We start from the raw sequence: 16,482 nt of genomic DNA, 5'->3' as shown, positions 1-16,482 counted from the left end.
GAAGAGGTGTGGGGTGCGGCAGCGGTTAGCCTCTACTGTATGTTGCTATGAAAAAATCGCTGTTACTGCTGTGCCTGTTCCTTCCGCTTGTCGTTTTTAGCCAGAACAGTGCTTCTTTTGCGCCTTCCAAGCGGCTGGGAGTTAGCCTACAGCTCAATAGCCCGAATCCCGATGATATTGGTGTGGGATGGTTTGATATAGACACGGAGTCTGTAGATAACCATAACTTGAGGCACAAGTCCTTTTCGCTGGGCGCTGTGCTGCAGTATCGCGTACGGGAGGAGACTGCCTTGCGTGTAAGGGTAGCCAGAACGGGGATTTGGGTGAAGGAGTACCAGCCATCGTTAGAAACCGGTGGGTACCTTGCAAGCAATACTGTTTACGGGAGGCAGGTGAAGTGGCAGGTAGCCCCGGGCATTGCCTGGGAGTTTAGCCCCACGGAGAGGTTAAGGTGTTATGTTGGTTTTGAACTACCCTTCAACTTCCATGGAAAGTATAAGTTTGACCAAACGCAGCTTTCCGTAACGCCTACGGCGGGTGATACCCTGTCCTACGAAAGCTCCAAGTACACTATACCCAAAGGGCACTCCCTGGGTGTTGCTGCGATAGCCGGTTTCAACTATTTCCTGGGCGAGGGCTTCTCTTTGGGAGCTGAGTTCTCGCCGGCACTACTTTACGCTGACCTTGCCGGTGAGGCAACTGTAGAGAACAGGAGGTACGTTGCAAGCGGCTACTACCTTAGCTACAGCGATACGACTACGGATGCAAACAAAGGCTATACGTTTTATGAGCAGCGTTTCAGCATGAACCTTACCTACTGGTTGCAACTGGGTAAATAACACCTGCGTTACCATTCGGTAAAGTATAGAAAAGGCCGCTGCTCACACCCGAGCAGCGGCCTTTTCTATACTTTGCGGGGCAGGGGAAGAGCTATTTCTCCGCCAGCAGCTCTTCCATGATTTTGTTGAAGTCTGCTACAAACTCCTCGTAGTACTTGCCGGTGCCAGGGCCGGAAAAGCCGGTATGTACCTTGCGTACCTTGCCATCGCGGCCGATAAAGATTGTCGTCGGGAAGGAAAGGACATGGTTCAGAGCGGGAAGGGCCTTGGCGGCAGCTTCCTTGTCTGAGATGCCCGCCACCAGCAGGTCGTAGTTTACGTCCATGCGGTCTTTCATCTTCTGCAGGCGCGCAGCGGCTTTGTCAAATTCAGGGCTGCGCTCAAAGCCTAGGCCAATGATCTCCAGGCCGCGGTCTTTGTTCTTGTCGTAGTACGGGGCCAGGAAGTTAGTCTCGTCCATGCAGTTCGGGCACCAGGAGCCCAGCAGTTGCACCACCACTACCTTGCCTTTGTACTTGTCATCTGAGAGAGAAACCTGCTCGCCCTCAAGGTTCGGGAACGTGAAAGACAGCGTTTCAAAGCCAGGCTTCAGGAACGTAAGCGAGTCGGCGCTGGCCAGCTCGGCGTGCGGGTTTCGCTTGGCCGCCCACTGCTCGTAGCCGTTCATGCCGGCGTAAAAGCCACCGGAGAGGGTGTTGTCGCCGGTTGGCGTAGCGGTGAACAGGTAGGCGTGGTTGCCGTCGAATGTAGAAAGCTTAAGCTCGCTGCCGTCCACCTGGCCTTCCAGGTAACGGTAGTCGCCGGTTTCTGTCAGGAAGGTGCCGGTAACATGGTTTTCCTGCTGCTCAAACACACCCACGGCCTTGTAGCTGTTGTTGCCTTCCTTGTCGGAGAACACCACCTCCCACTTGCCGTCGAAATCATAGGCGGCTGGGGCAGGGTTTGCCGCAAAGCGGTTCTCACGGCCGTGTTCAGCGGTGAAAGGCACGGCGTAAGGTGTGGCGGTGTCGTTTTTCACAAAGCGACCGGCCATCTTGCCGCCGTCTACTTTGGCAATCAGGTCGGCATCAAAAATGTGCAACCCGATCTTTACAGAGTCGCCCTGCTGCTCAATATCATCCACCAGGATGCGCTCCTCGCCGTTTACCAGGTATAAGACAGTTTTGCCGTTCTGTTCCTCGGCCTCCATTATAAAAGGGATTTCCTTTCCTTCGGCATGTTGCAGGCTTACACGCCAGGTGCCGGGCTGTATGGTGTTTTTTGTCGATGTCATAGAAGTACAAGAGCTTACCAGCTGCGTTAGCGCAAAAGTGAAAAACAAAATCAGGCTAGCCGGGGTATTAAGAAAGTGATGTTTCATGCGGTAAACATTTAAAAACTTAAACGCTGCAAAAGTACAGGATATGTCTTAGAATTCCGCATTCCAGAAATTATGCATGCTGAATAATGTAGCAACCTATATTCATAGATGCTAATGTTTTTCAAGATATATAGTTTTCGTACATTTGTAGACTTTAGTAAATAGAGTATAAAACACTAACAATAGCAAACTATGGCATTTGATTTAGAAATGATCAAGGCAGTATATGCCGGCATGGAAGAGCGCGTTAATGCTGCCCGCCAGGCAGTAGGCCGTCCGCTCACCCTGACAGAGAAGATCCTGTACGCACACTTGTATGATGGTGCAGCAAAGCAAGGTTTTGAGCGTGGAAAGTCTTACGTAGATTTTGCTCCGGACAGAGTGGCGATGCAGGATGCGACGGCGCAGATGGCTTTGCTTCAGTTCATGCAGGCAGGTAAGCCTCAAGCGGCAGTGCCGTCTACTGTACACTGCGATCACTTGATTCAGGCTCGTACCGGTGCTGATTCTGACTTGCAGGACGCATACAACGAGAACAAAGAGGTTTATGACTTCCTGGCTTCTGTATCTAACAAGTATGGCCTTGGCTTCTGGAAGCCAGGTGCAGGTATCATTCACCAGGTAGTGCTGGAGAACTACGCGTTCCCAGGCGGTATGATGATCGGTACGGACTCCCACACACCTAACGCAGGTGGTTTGGGTATGGTCGCGATCGGTGTTGGTGGTGCTGACGCGGTAGACGTGATGGCTGGCATGCCTTGGGAGCTGAAGTTCCCGAAAGTAATCGGCGTGAAGCTGACAGGCAAAATGAGCGGCTGGACATCTCCAAAAGACGTTATCCTGAAAGTGGCCGGTATCCTGACCGTAAAAGGTGGTACGGGTGCTATCGTGGAGTACTTCGGTGAGGGTGCTGAGAGCCTTTCTTGTACTGGTAAAGGTACGATCTGTAACATGGGTGCAGAGATCGGCGCAACTACCTCTGTATTTGCTTACGACGAGAAAATGCGCGTTTACCTGAACGGTACCAAGCGTGAAGAAATCGTACAGCTTGCGGACGAGGTGGCACACGTACTTCGCGCTGATGACGAAGTATACGCTGACCCGGCTGCATACTACGACCAACTGATCGAGATCGACCTTTCTACACTGGAGCCACACGTAAACGGCCCGTTCACGCCGGATGCGGCTTGGCCAATTTCTCAGTTCGCTGCTGTAGTTAAAGAGCACGGCTGGCCAGCTAAGCTGGAAGTAGGTCTGATCGGATCTTGCACCAACTCCTCTTACGAAGATATTACACGCTCTGCTTCTGTGGCGGCACAAGCCGTTGAGAAGAACCTGGAGGCGCAGGCTGAATTCACAATCACACCAGGCTCTGAACTGGTACGCTATACTACCGCGCGCGACGGCTTGTTAGATACTTTCGCAGGTATGGGTGGTGTTGTGTTGGCTAACGCTTGCGGTCCGTGCATCGGCCAGTGGGCGCGTCATACAGACGACCCGACTCGCAAGAACTCTATCATCACGTCTTTCAACCGTAACTTTGCCAAGCGTAACGACGGTAACCCGAACACACACGCGTTCGTGGCTTCGCCAGAAATCGTAACGGCTTTCGCTATTGCCGGCGACCTTACATTCAACCCGCTTACTGACACCCTGACCAACAGGGACGGCCAGCAGGTGAAGCTGGATGAGCCAAGAGGTGTGGAAATGCCAGCGCAAGGTTTCGCAGTAGAAGACGCAGGTTACGTGGCGCCAGCTGAAGATGGCAGCACTGTAGAGGTTGTGGTAGCCCCTACATCTGACCGTCTGCAACTGCTGGAAGGCTTTAAGCCATGGGAAGGCACAGACCTGAAAGGCCTGAAGCTTCTGATTAAAGCACAAGGTAAGTGTACTACGGACCATATCTCTATGGCAGGCCCGTGGTTGAAGTACCGTGGCCACCTGGACAACATCTCTAACAACATGTTGATCGGTGCCATCAATGCTTTCAACGGTGAGGCTAACAACGTGTACAACGACATGACCCGTGGCTACGATACAGTGCCGGCTACTGCCCGTACTTACAAAGCTGCCGGTATCGGTACAGTAGTGGTAGGTGACGAAAACTACGGTGAAGGTTCTTCGCGTGAGCACGCTGCCATGGAGCCGCGTCACCTGGGCGTTCGTGCCGTTATCGTGAAGTCTTTCGCGCGTATCCACGAAACCAACCTGAAGAAGCAGGGTATGCTGGGCCTTACGTTCGCGAACAAAGCGGATTATGACCTGGTAGAGGAAACCGATACAATCGACATCCTTGGCTTGGAAGACTTCCAGGAAGGCAAGCCGTTGAAAGTGGTGCTGCACCACTCAGACGGTAGCCAGGACAGCTTCCTTGTTAACCATACTTACAACGAGGGACAGATTGCGTGGTTCAAAGCTGGATCAGCGCTTAACCTGATCCGCCAGCAGCAGAAGCAAAACGCAGGTGCGTAATTGCTGAACTGTAACGTATCTAAACAAAAAGGCCTCTCCGATCGGAGAGGCCTTTTTGTTTAGATACGTTTTCCTGATGAGCACACGCCGTTACGAAAGCAGGGCTATTTCCGTAGCAGCACCCGCTCCACGTAGGTCTCGCCCTGGTAGGTAAGCCGGGCAATGTAGAACCCTGCTTTCAGGCTGCCCAGGTTATAGTAAACGTTCGCCTCGTCGGTAGCGGACGGCATGGCTGTGATAGTCTTGCCGCTCAGGTCGGTCAGTTGCAGCACGGGTGCCGCGTCAGGATCCAGCGGGCTGGTGAGCGTAATGGCCAGCACGTCTTTTATCGGGTTCGGGTAGAGCCTCAGCTTTGTGTCGAACACTGTAACAGCCTGGCTATAGGAGCTGGAGGTACAGGTAAGCCTGTTCATAACCGTCAGCTCAATGGTATACTTGCCCGGGGCTTTATAGGTATGTGTGGGCTCCTGAGACGAAGAGGTCGTGCCGTCGCCAAAGTCCCACATCCAGATCGTGGCATGGTCACTTAAATCCTTTACACGGAAATCGCGCCCTGCCTGTATGTAGGGAGGCAAGCCCCTGAACTTCGCCGTGGCGTTTGGCAACACGGTTACCTCCATCGGTACTGCCGCACTTAGAAACAGGGAGTCTGCGTTGGCTACATAAACAGTTGTGCTTGGCGCTGTGGTAGGCACGGTATAGGTTTTCCCGGCGTGTAGCAGGTTGCTTGCCTCTGCATCGGAGTAGAAGTTAAAGTAGCTGCCGTTTTCGGGTGCTAGCACCACCGGTTCGGCAAGGCAGGTTTCGTACGCGGCGGCAACCGGTGCAGGGCCTGTTTTGATCCGGGTATACTTTTGCTGTGCCGCCTGTGCATGCTGTTTAAGTGCCTCCAGGTTGTCGCCGGCCAGTACGGCAAAGGCAACGGTCTTCGTCTGGCCCGGGGCCAGGTCTAGCGTGGTGGCGCCCACCACGTGCGATATGCTGTTACCGGCTGAGCCGCCAGCGCGCAAGCGGCTTTTGCCGTTCGCTATAATTTTGTACTTCTCCTCGTTAGAAAAGCCATCATCCACAGACACGGTAGAGTCGTTGCCTCCTACGTTATCAATGGCGTGGTAGATGACCTGGTTTTCGGTCGTGAGTAGTTTGATACCCGCGTAAGGGAGCGTTTGGGTAGTACTATAAGCGTACCCCAGTTGTAGCTCCTCGTCCCAGGCTGCCATGTTGGCTGTGTAGTTGCCAATATCCCAGTCGGCAAAGAGGCCGGCATGCAGGCGGTTGATGGTTTCGGAAGAGCGGTTGGTCACCTGGTACTCCAGGATCACAAAGTCCTGGTTTGGAGCGCCGGACCAGGCAAAGCCGGCGGTCTTAACCTCCACGAGCGGATGGCCCTCCACGTTGGTTCGCATGGCGGTGCGTACCTCCTGGTCTGCCAGGGGCGTATCGAACTGCAGGCTGGTGAGGCTCAGCGGGGTAAAGTTTCTGTCGTTCTCCCAACTGGAGTTGTGGATGTTGTCCGCCACCACGCCGGCATTGGTTGCCAGCAGCAGGCCCCCTTCAAAGAGCAGCGAAGCACCGTCTTTGTAGGTCATGCCCACACCCTGTTTCATGTTCAGGCCGTTGTAGCCTATGTTGCCTTCGCTGTTCAGGGTCAGGTGCAGGTTATTGGCGGTAAGCGTGACAAAGCTCGGGTTGATGAACAGCTCGAAATGCTGGAAATCCTGGTAGGTGCCGTCGGAGTACCCCAGGCGCAGGTACACTTTCTGGTTTCCCGGGGCATCGGCCGCAATTTTTATCACAAAAGGCCTGGCCCCGGTAGAGGCGCTACCCATGGTAACCATACTGCCGAGGCTGGCGCTGCCCTGTGTTATACTTACATAAGGAGACAGGGAGGTAAGCGTTACTTCCAGCTGACTGGTAGGAGAGAGGAAGTTGATGAAACTGGCATCTATGGCTATACTACGGCCGGCCCCCAGGCTCTGCTTTGGCTGTGGGGCAAAGGCTACGCAACGCACCGATGTGGGCACCTGTACCTTTAGTGCCTTCTTCAGGTTGAAGCGTCCGGTGCCCAGCATTTCCAGGTACGGCTGGTTCCCTTCCAGACCGTAGATATGGTCGGTGGTGGCACGCAGGCGCTCGGCCACCTGCCGGGCACTCAGCTCCGGAAAGCGGCTCCGGACCAAAGCTGCTCCGCCAGCCACCGTAGGGGAGGCGTACGAGGTGCCGCCGAAGCTGCTGTACCTGTTGTCGCCGCTTAAGGAGGTGGAGTAGATGCCGGAACTTGGCGAAATCATGTCCAGCTTATAGCTGTAGGTATGGTCCTTATACTTCACATCCTGCTTGTCGGCCCCTCCCACGGAGAGCACGTTGTCGTAGGAGGCCGGATAGATGTCCTCGAAAGTATTCCGGTTTCCGGCTGAGGCTACTAACAGCACATCCTTCTCCAACACGGCGTAGTTGATCACATCCTGCTCAAACTCCGAAAAGCCGGTGCCGCCCCAAGAGAGGTTTATGACTTTACACCCTTTGTTAGCGGCATACACAATGGCCTCGTAGCCGGCGAAGGGGCCGTTGGGGGAGGAGGAGAAAACCTTGATAGGCATGAATAGGCTACGGTACCCCACACCTGCCATGCCTGTGGCGTTGTTAGTGGCCGCTGCTGCCACACCAGCCACCGCCGTTCCGTGGCCTTTCCAGGGGGTATCGTCGTACACGTTGTTGTCTTTGTCGGCAAAGTCCCAGCCGCTGTAGTTGTCTATGTAGCCGTCACCGTCGTTGTCGATGCCGTCGATAGGGTCGGCGTAGTTGTGCTTTACCTTCGTGTTCAGGTCCTGGTGCGAGAGGCGGAAGCCGGTGTCCAGCACGCCGATGACCACGCTGGTGTCGCCCTGTTCTACCTCCCAACCGGCATAAGCCTGCACCTGTTTCAGGTAGTACTGCGTAGTTTTAGTGGAGTCTGCGGCAGGGTCGTTGGGCTGGGAAAGTGGCTCCCGTATGTAGAGGCGCTCCACATACGCTACCTGGCCAGTGCTCAGCAGGGCGGTCCTTACCTGCTCAAACGTGTAGCCTGCCCCGTACTCCAGCTCATGAATCAGCGTAAGGTCTACGGCCGGGCCAGCCTTCCGGGCGTTGGCCAATGCCTGTGTGGCGGCTACCTCCGGAAACTTCTGCCGTACCTGCTTTGCGCCGATACGCTGTAGTGCCTGGGCCATGCTGTTGCTTTGGGCCGAGCGGGCGAGCACCGGTTGCTGCGGCTTCAGTTTATAGACCACCCGGTTGGGCACGGTTTGGTGGCCGAACCCTGCTTCAGGGCCTTGCGCCTGCGACAGGGTTACGTACAGGAGGCACAGGAAAGCTGTGCACAGGCAGCGCTTAAGCAGTAGGGAGAGGGTAGGCATTAGTACGATATAAAATCAAAAATATCTTTTCAGAATTTGTACGCTGCAAAGACATGTACCGCAAAAGTACCAAAAAACCGCCAGATGAAATTATAGCTGTAGTCTTCGTCTTACATTTTTTTTCCGTATCTTTCCTTCAACTGTGTTTAATATTAAAATGTTTCTATTCCTAAATAAAATATAATAAAATAACTATGAAACTAAATTTGATGGATAAGCATCAAGAGGTTCTTGATAAAGCTGTGCAGGCACTTCATGAGCGTACTTTCTTTGCCCATTACCCTGAAAACCCGCTACCGGATGTATATGGCGAGAACGCTGATAAAGAAGGCCGTGAGAAGTATAAGGAGCACCTGAACAACAACTTTACAGAGCTGCTGCAGCAGGACCCGGCGGCTTGGGTGGGGCAGGAGGAGTCTCCGTACGAGCAGCAGGCGTTGGGGGTGAAATACCCGTACTTCGACCCCGAAACACTGGTAAACCGTGCCGAGGAGGCATACCACCAGTGGCGCAAGGTAAAGCCTGCCGACCGTGCCGCCCTGCTGGTGGAGGCGCTGGAGAACATAAAGCCGCGCTTCTTCGAAATTGCCTACGCCACCATGCACACCACCGGGCAAGCCTACCTGATGTCTTTCCAGGCTTCCGGCCCGCATGCCGCTGACCGTGCCCTGGAGGCAATTGCTTCCGGCTACGAAGAGCAGACGCGTTTTCCGGAGAGCACTGAGTGGGAAAAGCCAATGGGCAAGTATAACCTGAAGCTGAACAAGAGCTGGAGAGCCGTGCCGAAAGGCGTTGCCCTGGTTATCGGCTGCTCTACCTTCCCGACTTGGAACACGGTGCCGGGCATGTTCGCCAGCCTCGTGACCGGTAACCCGGTGATTGTGAAGCCGCACCCGAAAGCCGTACTGCCTATCGCTATTGTAGTGGCCGAGGTGCAGAAGGTGCTGCAGGAAAACGGGCTTGACCCGAACATCTGCCAGCTGGGCGTGGATGCCGACGATAAGCTGATCACCAAGGACCTGGCTGAGCATCCGAAGGTAAAACTGATAGACTACACGGGCGGCACGGAGTTCGGCAACTATGTGGAGAGCCTGCCGGGTAAAACCACCTTTACCGAGAAAACAGGGGTAAACTCAATCATACTGGACTCTGTAGACGACCTGGACAAGGTGGCGCAGAACCTGGCTTTTTCGGTAACTCTGTACTCCGGCCAGATGTGCACAGCACCACAGAACTTCTATGTGCCGGAAACAGGTATAAAAGTAGGCGGGGAAACGGTGCCTTATGAGGATGTGGTGGAGAAGATTGCCGGTGCCGTAACAGCACTCGTCAACAACCCGAAAGCGGCCCCGCACATCTTGGGTGCCATCCAAAACCCGGCAACGGCCGAGCGTGTGAAAAGCGCATCTTCTGTGAAGGGGCGTGAGGTGTTGAGCACCTGCGATTTTGAGAACCCGATGTTCAGCAACGCGCGTACCTGCACTCCGGTAATTTACGAAGTGGATGCCACAGAGAAGGAAAGCTACAGCCGTGAGCTATTTGGGCCAGTGGTGCTGATCATCAAAACGAAGAACACCGAGCAGTCGATTGAGATAGCCAAAACCATGGCCATGAGCCACGGCGCGATTTCCTGCGGCGCCTACACCACAGACCCTGCCGTGAAGGAGAAGATTATGGACGAAATGGGGCTGGCCGGCACACCGGTGAGCTTTAACCTGACGGGCAACATCTACGTCAATCAGAACGCCAGTTTCTCTGACTTCCACGTAACGGGCGGTAACCCGGCGGGTAACGCCTCTTTCACAAACCCAGAGTTTGTGATCAAGCGCTTTACCTGGGTTGGCTTCCGCGAACCGGCTATGGGGTAAGCTCCGTTTATCTAAATGCTAAAAATGCCGCTGCAGTAGCTACTGCAGCGGCTTTTTGTTTACTTGATCATGTTGTCTGCCTCGTTGTGCAGGTCGCTTATATTGTGGTGCAGGTCGTTCCAGTGCTGCTGCTGGTTGTTCGGGTCGCCCATCTTTTTTACAATCAGCTCCCGTTTGCGCTCCAGCCCGGCAATATGCTCCTGGTAAGTGTTGTTGGAGTCGGCGGTAGTGGCGTTCAGGCGGCCGCGCAGGGTCTTTATTTTGCTATCCAGTTCGTCCAGGCTTTTCTGCACCTCTCCCTTGGTCAGGTTGTTCGGTGCGCGCATGTGTTCAGGTTTTAAAGGGTATGAATCCATAGTGTTATGCTTGGTTAAAGGTTTAGCCACAGGTGGCACTACCCGTTTAATACTCAGAAAAGGGACAAAAGGATATAGGCGGCTTTAAGCGGCAAGCCCACGCCCGGCGGGCACAGCGAAAGGAATCTTCCGTTTGTGCAGCGGTGAGGTTTGTAAACTAGTAGGGGAGTGAAAAAAAGAGCCCTAAAACCCGCTCATCTTCTGAAACTTCGCCTTTACCTGAAAAGAGATTTGATTTAGTGTTGCTTATTCCGATATTCGCAATGTTAAACAAAACAAGCTTTTGCTGCGGGTGTTCGGCCCTCGGGTAAGCTATGTTACTAAGCTGCAAAGATGGATGCATTAATTACCCCTTACAATTATCCGTTGGATCTGGTGCTGTTGGTTGATGATGACGATACGACCAACTATTTGAATGAGAGGTTAATGCGGGAGATGCAAATTGCCAAGTCGTACAAGGTGCTGAAAAACGGCCAGGAGGCCATTGAGTATATGAGCAAGGCATATGGCGCAGCTCCAGACCCTGCCTTTCAGCGCCCGGACCTGATTCTGCTGGATATCAAAATGCCGGTGATGGACGGGTTCTCTTTCCTGGATGAGTACCAGAAAAGAAACCTGGACGAGTCTAACCCGGTGATTATACTGATGCTCACCTCCTCGGCCAGTTTCTACGACCTGGAGCGGCTGAAGGGCTACAGCAAGGTTAAAAAGCACTACTCCAAAGCCCTAACCAAGTATGAGGTGCGGGAAATTATCAATGAGTTCTTCAAATCAAGAATATAAAAAAAGGCGCTGCATATAGGTAGCGCCTTTTTTTATGAGTCTTCCTGTACGAGCTCGCTGGCCGGCCATGTAAAAACAAAGCGGCTGCCACGCCCCTCAGACTCGACCCAGATCCGGCCGCCCTTCTCCTCCAGTATCTTCCGGACAATAGACAGGCCCAGGCCCGTGCTGTCTGGGCGGGTGAAGGAGTTACCCAATTCATACATGTTAAATATCTGCTGCTGCATCTCCTCGGGGATGCCCGGCCCGTTGTCTTCAACGGAAAAGGAAAGCCACTCCTGCTCTGCCTTCCAGCTGATGGTTATTTCGGCTTGCTCAGGCTTGTCGTGGTATTTTATGGCGTTGCCGATGATGTTGCTGAACACCTGGTAAAGGTAAATCTCCTGCGTGTATAACACAGGGAAACCCTGCTGCACATGCAGGCCGAAGCTATCCGGCACCCTGATGGACGTGATAATCTGGTTCAGGAGCTGGTGCAGGTCCACCACGGACTTCTGGATGTTGTGGTGCCCGGCCAGGGAGTAGGCCAGGATGCCCGTTATCAGGCGGTCCATCTTCTGGGTTTGCTGCCGGAGCAGCGGGAGGATGTTGTTTGCCTCGGATGCATTGCCTGCCTCCAGCATGGACTCCAGGGCGCCCGTAACACCGTTTATGTTCTGCAGCGGCGCACGCAGGTCATGCGATACCGTGTGGGCGAAGGCATCCAGGTACTGGTTTACCTCTTGTAGCATCAGGTTCTTCTTGTCCCGGTCCTCGAGCAGTTGGTTAATCTCCTGGTTAGACAGTTGCAACTGGGCGTTTAGCTTCCGGATTTCCTGCAACTGCTGCTCTGCCTCCAGGTTGCGTATCCGCAGCTGTTCCAGCACCTCCAGCAGCTGCATGTTCTGCTTCTTTATTTCCGCGTAGGGCGATACGTCGGTTTCCATCTCAAACTCTGCCATCCATTTTTCCAGCATGGCCTTGGTGAGGCCCGGCGCTTGGGTTGGAAGCTTTTTGCGCAGCGTTACTTTTGTCCCTTTCTCAAAGGCGCTCTCAATGCTGAACTGGTCTACCAGTTTTTTGGAGTTCAGGATGCCCACTCCTCTGCCACTGCGGTTATAGGTGTTGCGGTTCGCCAGCAGGTCATCGAGGTTGCCTATGCCGCGGCCTCGGTCGGTTACCTGCGCCTCCAGATAGTTGGCTCCCGCCTGCTCAACAAGGCTGAACCGGATAGAGCCGTTCCCCACGTACTCCACCACGTTGCGGCAGATCTCTGACACGGCCGTGGCGAATTTCGTCTGGTTGGCCTGCAGCATGCTTAGCCGCTCCGAGAGCTGCATGGCGCGCTTGTAAGCCAGTACTACATCCAGTTCATTGTTGATTTCTATCTTAAGTATGCTCCGGGACATCAGCTTATACTTTGCTCTTTAACACTAAAACCAGGGTGTCGTCGGTGTGGCGCCTGTGCTCCTTGTACAGGACCGCGGCGATGGTGGTGGCCAGGTGCCTGCTCAGGTTCGGGTACTTTGCCAGGTCCCACCGAGACTTCAAACCATCAGAGTGAAGTATGAGTGTTTTGTTTCGGCCCCAGTCTAACTGCTGGTTATTGAGAGAGCCGGGGATGTTGTGGCCGATAATACCGTTATAGGAGATGATGTTCTTATAGCCTGAACCGGCCGCCGACAGGTCTGATGAGTAAAGCTTGCCAGCGATGTTGCCAATGCCGCAGTAAGATATCTTATGGCTGTTGCCGCTGACATTTACCACCATGCCCACGGCGCCGCGGGTACGCCTGATCTGCTGGTGAATGTTGCGGAGCATGTCGGAGGGGTGCTGGGGGAGGGCAGAGGCATAGGCCTGTACCGCCGCCTGTGCCGCCTCGTGCGCGTTGGCACCGTGGCCCAGCCCGTCCATCGCGAGCAGGTATACTTCTGCACCTTTCTCTACAACACACAGGCCATCGCCGCAGAGCGTCTCGTTGGGCTTAGGCACCATGACAAACCCAATGTTGTGGCTGCCAGCGTTTGGGGCCAGGGCAGGTTTGGCCGCCCGGTGCACCTGCGAGACAATCACCGTGCCCATGCCTGGCTGAGAGTACAGGTCAAACACATCCGACTGCCTTTTGATGGCGCCCAGGCCCTCGCCGGCCGAGCCGTAGGTGGACACGCCGTCCTCCAGCATCCGGAGGGAATCAACCATGCCGGGGCCGTTATCGAGGCAGATCACCTCTATGCCGTGGCCGAGCGAGCGCACCAGCAGTTCCCCGCCGTCGGCTGCGTGCTTGGCCAGGTTAGATGTCATTTCGGACACCACAATGTTCAGCCTGCCTGCCTCAGCAGCGGTAAAGCCTGCCTCTTCTGCCATTTGGCGAATCTCCCGCTTGGCAATGCTAGCGTAAGATTTGTCGGGTATTGAAAAAAGCGTATGTTGGTTAACGACCATTCTTCCAGTGCGTAATCGTAACAGTGGTGCCTTCGCCGAGCTTGCTCTTTATGTCAAACTCGTTAACCAGGCGTTTGGTGCCCGGCAGCCCCAGGCCCAGGCTCTTGCCCGTCGAGAAGCCGTCGCGCATGGCCTGTTGCACATCGGCAATGCCAGGGCCTTCGTCCACAAATGTTAACCTTACGCCAGTTTGAGCATTTTTGCTGATAATTTCGAGCAAAACTTTGCCGCCGTTGGCGTACTTGAGCATGTTGCGCACCAGCTCGCTTGCCGCCGTAATCAGTTTGGTCTGGTTCACCAGGCTCATCCCTATTTTGGTGGCAAGTTCTTTTACTCTGTTTCGGAAAGGCACTACATCCTGCTCGCGCACGATTTGCATCGCGTCTTTAGTCAATATCATCATTCGGCACCTCCTCGTCTTCGTCTTCGGGATTTTCTATAATGCCGATTTTATTTTGCAGTAGCTCCATGCCCTTCTCCACATCCAGGGCAGTGTATACCCCCTGCAGGGTAAGGCCCAGCTCTACCAGCGTGATGGCCACGGCTGGCTGCATGCCTACTACAACGGTCTCAGCATCCATAATCCGTGACATGGAGGCAATGTTACCTAAGATGCGCCCCATAAAAGAGTCTACGATGCTTACCGCAGAGATATCAATGAGCACGCCGCGGGCGCCGGTCTTGCTCACCATGCTTATCAGGTCGTTCTCCAGAGTTAGGGCCAGCCTGTCATATAGGTCCACTTGTATGGTTACAAGCAGGTAGGGGCCCATTTTCAGAATCGGAATTCTATCCATTGGTATGATCGTATGCTATTTCAACAGGCTAAGCGCAGAGCCTTTGTTTGTTTTTCTTACTTCCACGCCACGCATGCTGAAGGCAACCTGCAGTGCGCTGGCCAGCGTAGCTTTTGTGTTGATGTTAGACAGGTCGATACCCAGGTGCACGATCGTCTGAGCGATTTCGGCGCGTATACCGCTGATAATACACTCAGCACCCATTAGGCGCGTGGCGCTAACGGTCTTGATCAGGTGTTGTGCCACCAGTGAGTCTACCGCCGGAACACCGGAGATATCAAGTATGGCGATGCTGCTGCCTGTGTTTACGATTTCCTGCAGCAGGTTTTCCATTACCACCTGGGTGCGGGCGCTGTCCAGCGTGCCGATGATCGGCAGGGCCAGGATACCCTCCCACACACGTATAACCGGCGTGGAGATTTCGTTTATCTCGTCGTTCTGGCGCAGAATAACTTCTTCGCGGCCTTTGATGAAGGTATCGAACGTGATCATGCTCAGGTTGTCGAGCAGGCCGTGCAAGGTATTCAGCTCCTTGTAAAGCTGCTCCGGCTGGTCGGCCATTTTCTCTTCCATCACACTGCTGATGGCACGCTTCAGGCTCAGCACATACATGCCTGTTTCGCGTGGGCTGAAGCCCTGGCGCGCCCGGGTAATAGAGATGTCGGAAAGAATCTCAACAACGGACTCATACTCGGGGGCATAAATATTTTCTGTATTCCCGGTGGCTGTTGCAGAAGCCAAACCACTTAGCAGGTCCTCTGACTGGCGGCGAAGCTCCTCATTTGAGATAAGATCATCGCGCAGAGCCTCGTCAGCTAGTTGGTTCTGCATCCAGGTTTCCAGGATTCTTTTCTTGTTGTTCTGTAACAGTTGCGCAGTATTGTTCATGGTTGCGTGTATAACGTACTTTTGGTTCAGCAATAGATGTATGGAATGAGGTCTAAAATTAATGAAACGCTTTTAGAAACAGGCGATTTATTGTAACTATTGAGTAATGGTTGGTAAGCCTGATAAAATAAAAGGGTCGCTATTCTTTACTTGATGAACTGTAAGTTGTTGTTAATTAATACTATATGTTTAGTGTTTGCACCCAGCGTACTGATGTGTTTCCGGGTGTTTTTTTACACAGCGTGCTTGATTGGCAACGCCTGCCGAACGCTAACGCTTGGACACTGTGCCCGTATAGAGAGTGTTTCCTAATGCGTAAACTGTGCTGTAATGCAACAAATGACAAAGCTTTGTTTCCTACTTTGCCTCCTGCTGGCAGTCGTGGCTTCCTGTTCTCCTACGCGAGTGCTGGAGACGGATGCCGCGCCGGGTTTTCACCTGTCCGAGTACAAAACTTTTGACTTCTACGATATAGACGCCAGTGGCGATGCCCTGCAGCCTTACTCTGAGCAGCTCGAGTTCCTGAAGCAGGAGATTACACAGCGGTTGGAGCAGCGCGGCCTTTCCCGCAGCTCTTCAAACCCGGACCTGAAAATAAACCTGGGGGTGGTAGTGGCTGAGAAAGTGCAGACCCGGGAAACCAGCATCCTGACTGACCCTCCGTATTACATGGGGCAGCGCCGCTACAGCTGGCAAACTCGTGAGGTGGAGGTCGGCCGCTATCAGCAGGGGACGCTGTCGATGCACCTGGTTGACAACGCCCAAAATGAGTTGGTGTGGCAAGGGGCCGCCGAAGGAGTGTTGCCGGACGATAACAGCGCCAAAGTTCGCAAGCGGATCAGCGAGGGCGTGCAGAAACTGGTGGAGGAGCTTCCGCAGTAAGGAGGTTAGCTAAAGAAATGCCTCCGGCCATCCGGGTTTGTGTTGCCCAGGTGGCCGGAGGCACAGCCAAAATCCTAACGACGCCTTTAGCTACCCGACTTTCTTTTTCTTTACCTTTTAAGCTATCTGGCGAACGAAACTTTGGACAAAGCGTGGAATAGATCCTGCTCCGGCTTGTCGGAAATAGCTGCGGCGCGCCACGCTACATAACCATCAGGGCGAATTAAAGTGGCGCCCGTGGCACCAAGGCCAAAGCTCTTTCGCCAGGTTGCTACATCATCTACTTTCACGTCTTTGCCTACCCGCACAACGCGTAGCTGGCAGTTCACTTTAGCGTTTACCTTTTCTGCTGCTTCATACCAAGCGGAGTTTTCGGTTAGTACCACCCATTCTTTCTGCAGCAGATCAAGGGAAGAGATGT

14 protein-coding genes are annotated in these 16,482 nt (G+C 53.8%); 5 read left to right on the top strand and 9 right to left on the bottom strand.

Annotation, left to right across the window (positions count from 1 at the left end; translation table 11 throughout):
- Nucleotides 1–47 precede the first annotated feature (47 nt).
- Complete coding sequence (locus CA264_RS10790) at nt 48–839, top strand: hypothetical protein (protein WP_025607049.1); 792 nt, start codon at nt 48–50, stop codon at nt 837–839.
- Nucleotides 840–930: 91 nt separating this feature from the next.
- Here the strand turns inward: CA264_RS10790 and CA264_RS10785 are convergent, their stop codons facing one another.
- Nucleotides 931–2,112, bottom strand: coding sequence for a peroxiredoxin family protein (locus CA264_RS10785; RefSeq protein ID WP_051364456.1), 1,182 nt, complete (start codon nt 2,110–2,112; stop codon nt 931–933).
- A gap of 279 nt (nt 2,113–2,391) precedes the next feature.
- Between CA264_RS10785 and CA264_RS10780 the strand changes: the two genes are divergently transcribed.
- The gene (locus tag CA264_RS10780) at nt 2,392–4,671 is read left to right on the top strand and encodes an aconitate hydratase (protein ID WP_025607047.1); all 2,280 of its coding nucleotides are present in this window, start codon (nt 2,392–2,394) and stop codon (nt 4,669–4,671) included.
- A gap of 104 nt (nt 4,672–4,775) precedes the next feature.
- On the opposite strand, the gene CA264_RS22310 is transcribed toward CA264_RS10780, so the two are convergent.
- Nucleotides 4,776–8,066 (bottom strand): S8 family serine peptidase, encoded by a 3,291-nt coding sequence (locus CA264_RS22310; protein WP_025607046.1) that lies wholly within the window; start codon nt 8,064–8,066, stop codon nt 4,776–4,778.
- A 194-nt stretch (nt 8,067–8,260) separates the two neighbouring features.
- Here CA264_RS22310 and paaN point away from each other — a divergent pair, with 194 nt between their 5' ends.
- Nucleotides 8,261–9,934: a phenylacetic acid degradation protein PaaN gene (gene paaN / locus CA264_RS10770; RefSeq protein ID WP_025607044.1), complete on the top strand. Its 1,674-nt coding sequence runs from the start codon at nt 8,261–8,263 to the stop codon at nt 9,932–9,934.
- 59 nt (nt 9,935–9,993) lie between these two features.
- Here paaN and CA264_RS10765 read toward each other — a convergent pair whose 3' ends face one another.
- Complete coding sequence (locus tag CA264_RS10765) at nt 9,994–10,290, bottom strand: sll1863 family stress response protein (protein WP_025607042.1); 297 nt, start codon at nt 10,288–10,290, stop codon at nt 9,994–9,996.
- A 333-nt stretch (nt 10,291–10,623) separates the two neighbouring features.
- Here CA264_RS10765 and CA264_RS10760 point away from each other — a divergent pair, with 333 nt between their 5' ends.
- Nucleotides 10,624–11,073: a response regulator gene (locus CA264_RS10760; protein ID WP_036776052.1), complete on the top strand. Its 450-nt coding sequence runs from the start codon at nt 10,624–10,626 to the stop codon at nt 11,071–11,073.
- A 32-nt stretch (nt 11,074–11,105) separates the two neighbouring features.
- Here CA264_RS10760 and CA264_RS10755 read toward each other — a convergent pair whose 3' ends face one another.
- Genes CA264_RS10755 through CA264_RS10735 form a run of 5 tightly spaced genes read right to left on the bottom strand, consistent with a single transcriptional unit; the run spans nt 11,106 to nt 15,179 of the window.
- On the bottom strand, nt 11,106–12,461 hold the full coding sequence (locus CA264_RS10755; protein ID WP_025607038.1) for a sensor histidine kinase: 1,356 nt from the start codon (nt 12,459–12,461) through the stop codon (nt 11,106–11,108).
- Between the two features lie 4 nt (nt 12,462–12,465).
- Nucleotides 12,466–13,494 (bottom strand): ATP-binding protein, encoded by a 1,029-nt coding sequence (locus CA264_RS10750; RefSeq protein ID WP_025607036.1) that lies wholly within the window; start codon nt 13,492–13,494, stop codon nt 12,466–12,468.
- Nucleotides 13,484–13,897 carry an anti-sigma regulatory factor gene (locus CA264_RS10745; protein ID WP_025607034.1) on the bottom strand — a complete coding sequence of 138 codons (414 nt, stop codon included), beginning with the start codon at nt 13,895–13,897 and terminating at the stop codon, nt 13,484–13,486. Before CA264_RS10745 ends, CA264_RS10750 begins: the two co-directional genes overlap by 11 nt.
- On the bottom strand, nt 13,881–14,291 hold the full coding sequence (locus CA264_RS10740) for an STAS domain-containing protein (protein WP_025607032.1): 411 nt from the start codon (nt 14,289–14,291) through the stop codon (nt 13,881–13,883). The genes CA264_RS10745 and CA264_RS10740 overlap by 17 nt, the downstream gene beginning before the upstream one ends.
- A gap of 15 nt (nt 14,292–14,306) precedes the next feature.
- A complete protein-coding gene (locus CA264_RS10735) occupies nt 14,307–15,179 on the bottom strand; it encodes an STAS domain-containing protein (RefSeq protein ID WP_025607030.1) in 873 nt (290 codons plus the stop codon).
- Nucleotides 15,180–15,518: 339 nt separating this feature from the next.
- On the opposite strand from CA264_RS10735, the gene CA264_RS10730 reads away from it, so the two are divergent.
- The gene (locus CA264_RS10730; protein WP_051364414.1) at nt 15,519–16,061 is read left to right on the top strand and encodes a DUF4136 domain-containing protein; all 543 of its coding nucleotides are present in this window, start codon (nt 15,519–15,521) and stop codon (nt 16,059–16,061) included.
- Between the two features lie 122 nt (nt 16,062–16,183).
- On the opposite strand, the gene CA264_RS22105 is transcribed toward CA264_RS10730, so the two are convergent.
- The gene (locus tag CA264_RS22105; protein ID WP_335682965.1) at nt 16,184–16,480 is read right to left on the bottom strand and encodes an aromatic-ring hydroxylase C-terminal domain-containing protein; all 297 of its coding nucleotides are present in this window, start codon (nt 16,478–16,480) and stop codon (nt 16,184–16,186) included.
- Nucleotides 16,481–16,482: the final 2 nt, after the last annotated feature.

The sequence above is a fragment of the Pontibacter actiniarum genome, from assembly GCF_003585765.1.
GTDB classification, from domain to species: Bacteria; Bacteroidota; Bacteroidia; order Cytophagales; family Hymenobacteraceae; genus Pontibacter; species Pontibacter actiniarum.
This window is presented reverse-complemented; position numbering and strand designations above follow the sequence as displayed.

Excerpts from the sequence above, each read along its gene's own strand:
- CA264_RS10790 (WP_025607049.1), top strand. The coding sequence starts at position 48 with ATGAAAAAATCGCTGTTACTGCTGTGCCTGTTCCTTCCGCTTGTCGTT.
- CA264_RS10785 (WP_051364456.1), bottom strand. The coding sequence starts at position 2,112 with ATGACATCGACAAAAAACACCATACAGCCCGGCACCTGGCGTGTAAGC.
- CA264_RS10780 (WP_025607047.1), top strand. The coding sequence starts at position 2,392 with ATGGCATTTGATTTAGAAATGATCAAGGCAGTATATGCCGGCATGGAA.
- CA264_RS22310 (WP_025607046.1), bottom strand. The coding sequence starts at position 8,066 with ATGCCTACCCTCTCCCTACTGCTTAAGCGCTGCCTGTGCACAGCTTTC.
- paaN (WP_025607044.1), top strand. The coding sequence starts at position 8,261 with ATGAAACTAAATTTGATGGATAAGCATCAAGAGGTTCTTGATAAAGCT.
- CA264_RS10765 (WP_025607042.1), bottom strand. The coding sequence starts at position 10,290 with ATGGATTCATACCCTTTAAAACCTGAACACATGCGCGCACCGAACAAC.
- CA264_RS10760 (WP_036776052.1), top strand. The coding sequence starts at position 10,624 with ATGGATGCATTAATTACCCCTTACAATTATCCGTTGGATCTGGTGCTG.
- CA264_RS10755 (WP_025607038.1), bottom strand. The coding sequence starts at position 12,461 with ATGTCCCGGAGCATACTTAAGATAGAAATCAACAATGAACTGGATGTA.
- CA264_RS10750 (WP_025607036.1), bottom strand. The coding sequence starts at position 13,494 with ATGGTCGTTAACCAACATACGCTTTTTTCAATACCCGACAAATCTTAC.
- CA264_RS10745 (WP_025607034.1), bottom strand. The coding sequence starts at position 13,897 with ATGATGATATTGACTAAAGACGCGATGCAAATCGTGCGCGAGCAGGAT.
- CA264_RS10740 (WP_025607032.1), bottom strand. The coding sequence starts at position 14,291 with ATGGATAGAATTCCGATTCTGAAAATGGGCCCCTACCTGCTTGTAACC.
- CA264_RS10735 (WP_025607030.1), bottom strand. The coding sequence starts at position 15,179 with ATGAACAATACTGCGCAACTGTTACAGAACAACAAGAAAAGAATCCTG.
- CA264_RS10730 (WP_051364414.1), top strand. The coding sequence starts at position 15,519 with ATGACAAAGCTTTGTTTCCTACTTTGCCTCCTGCTGGCAGTCGTGGCT.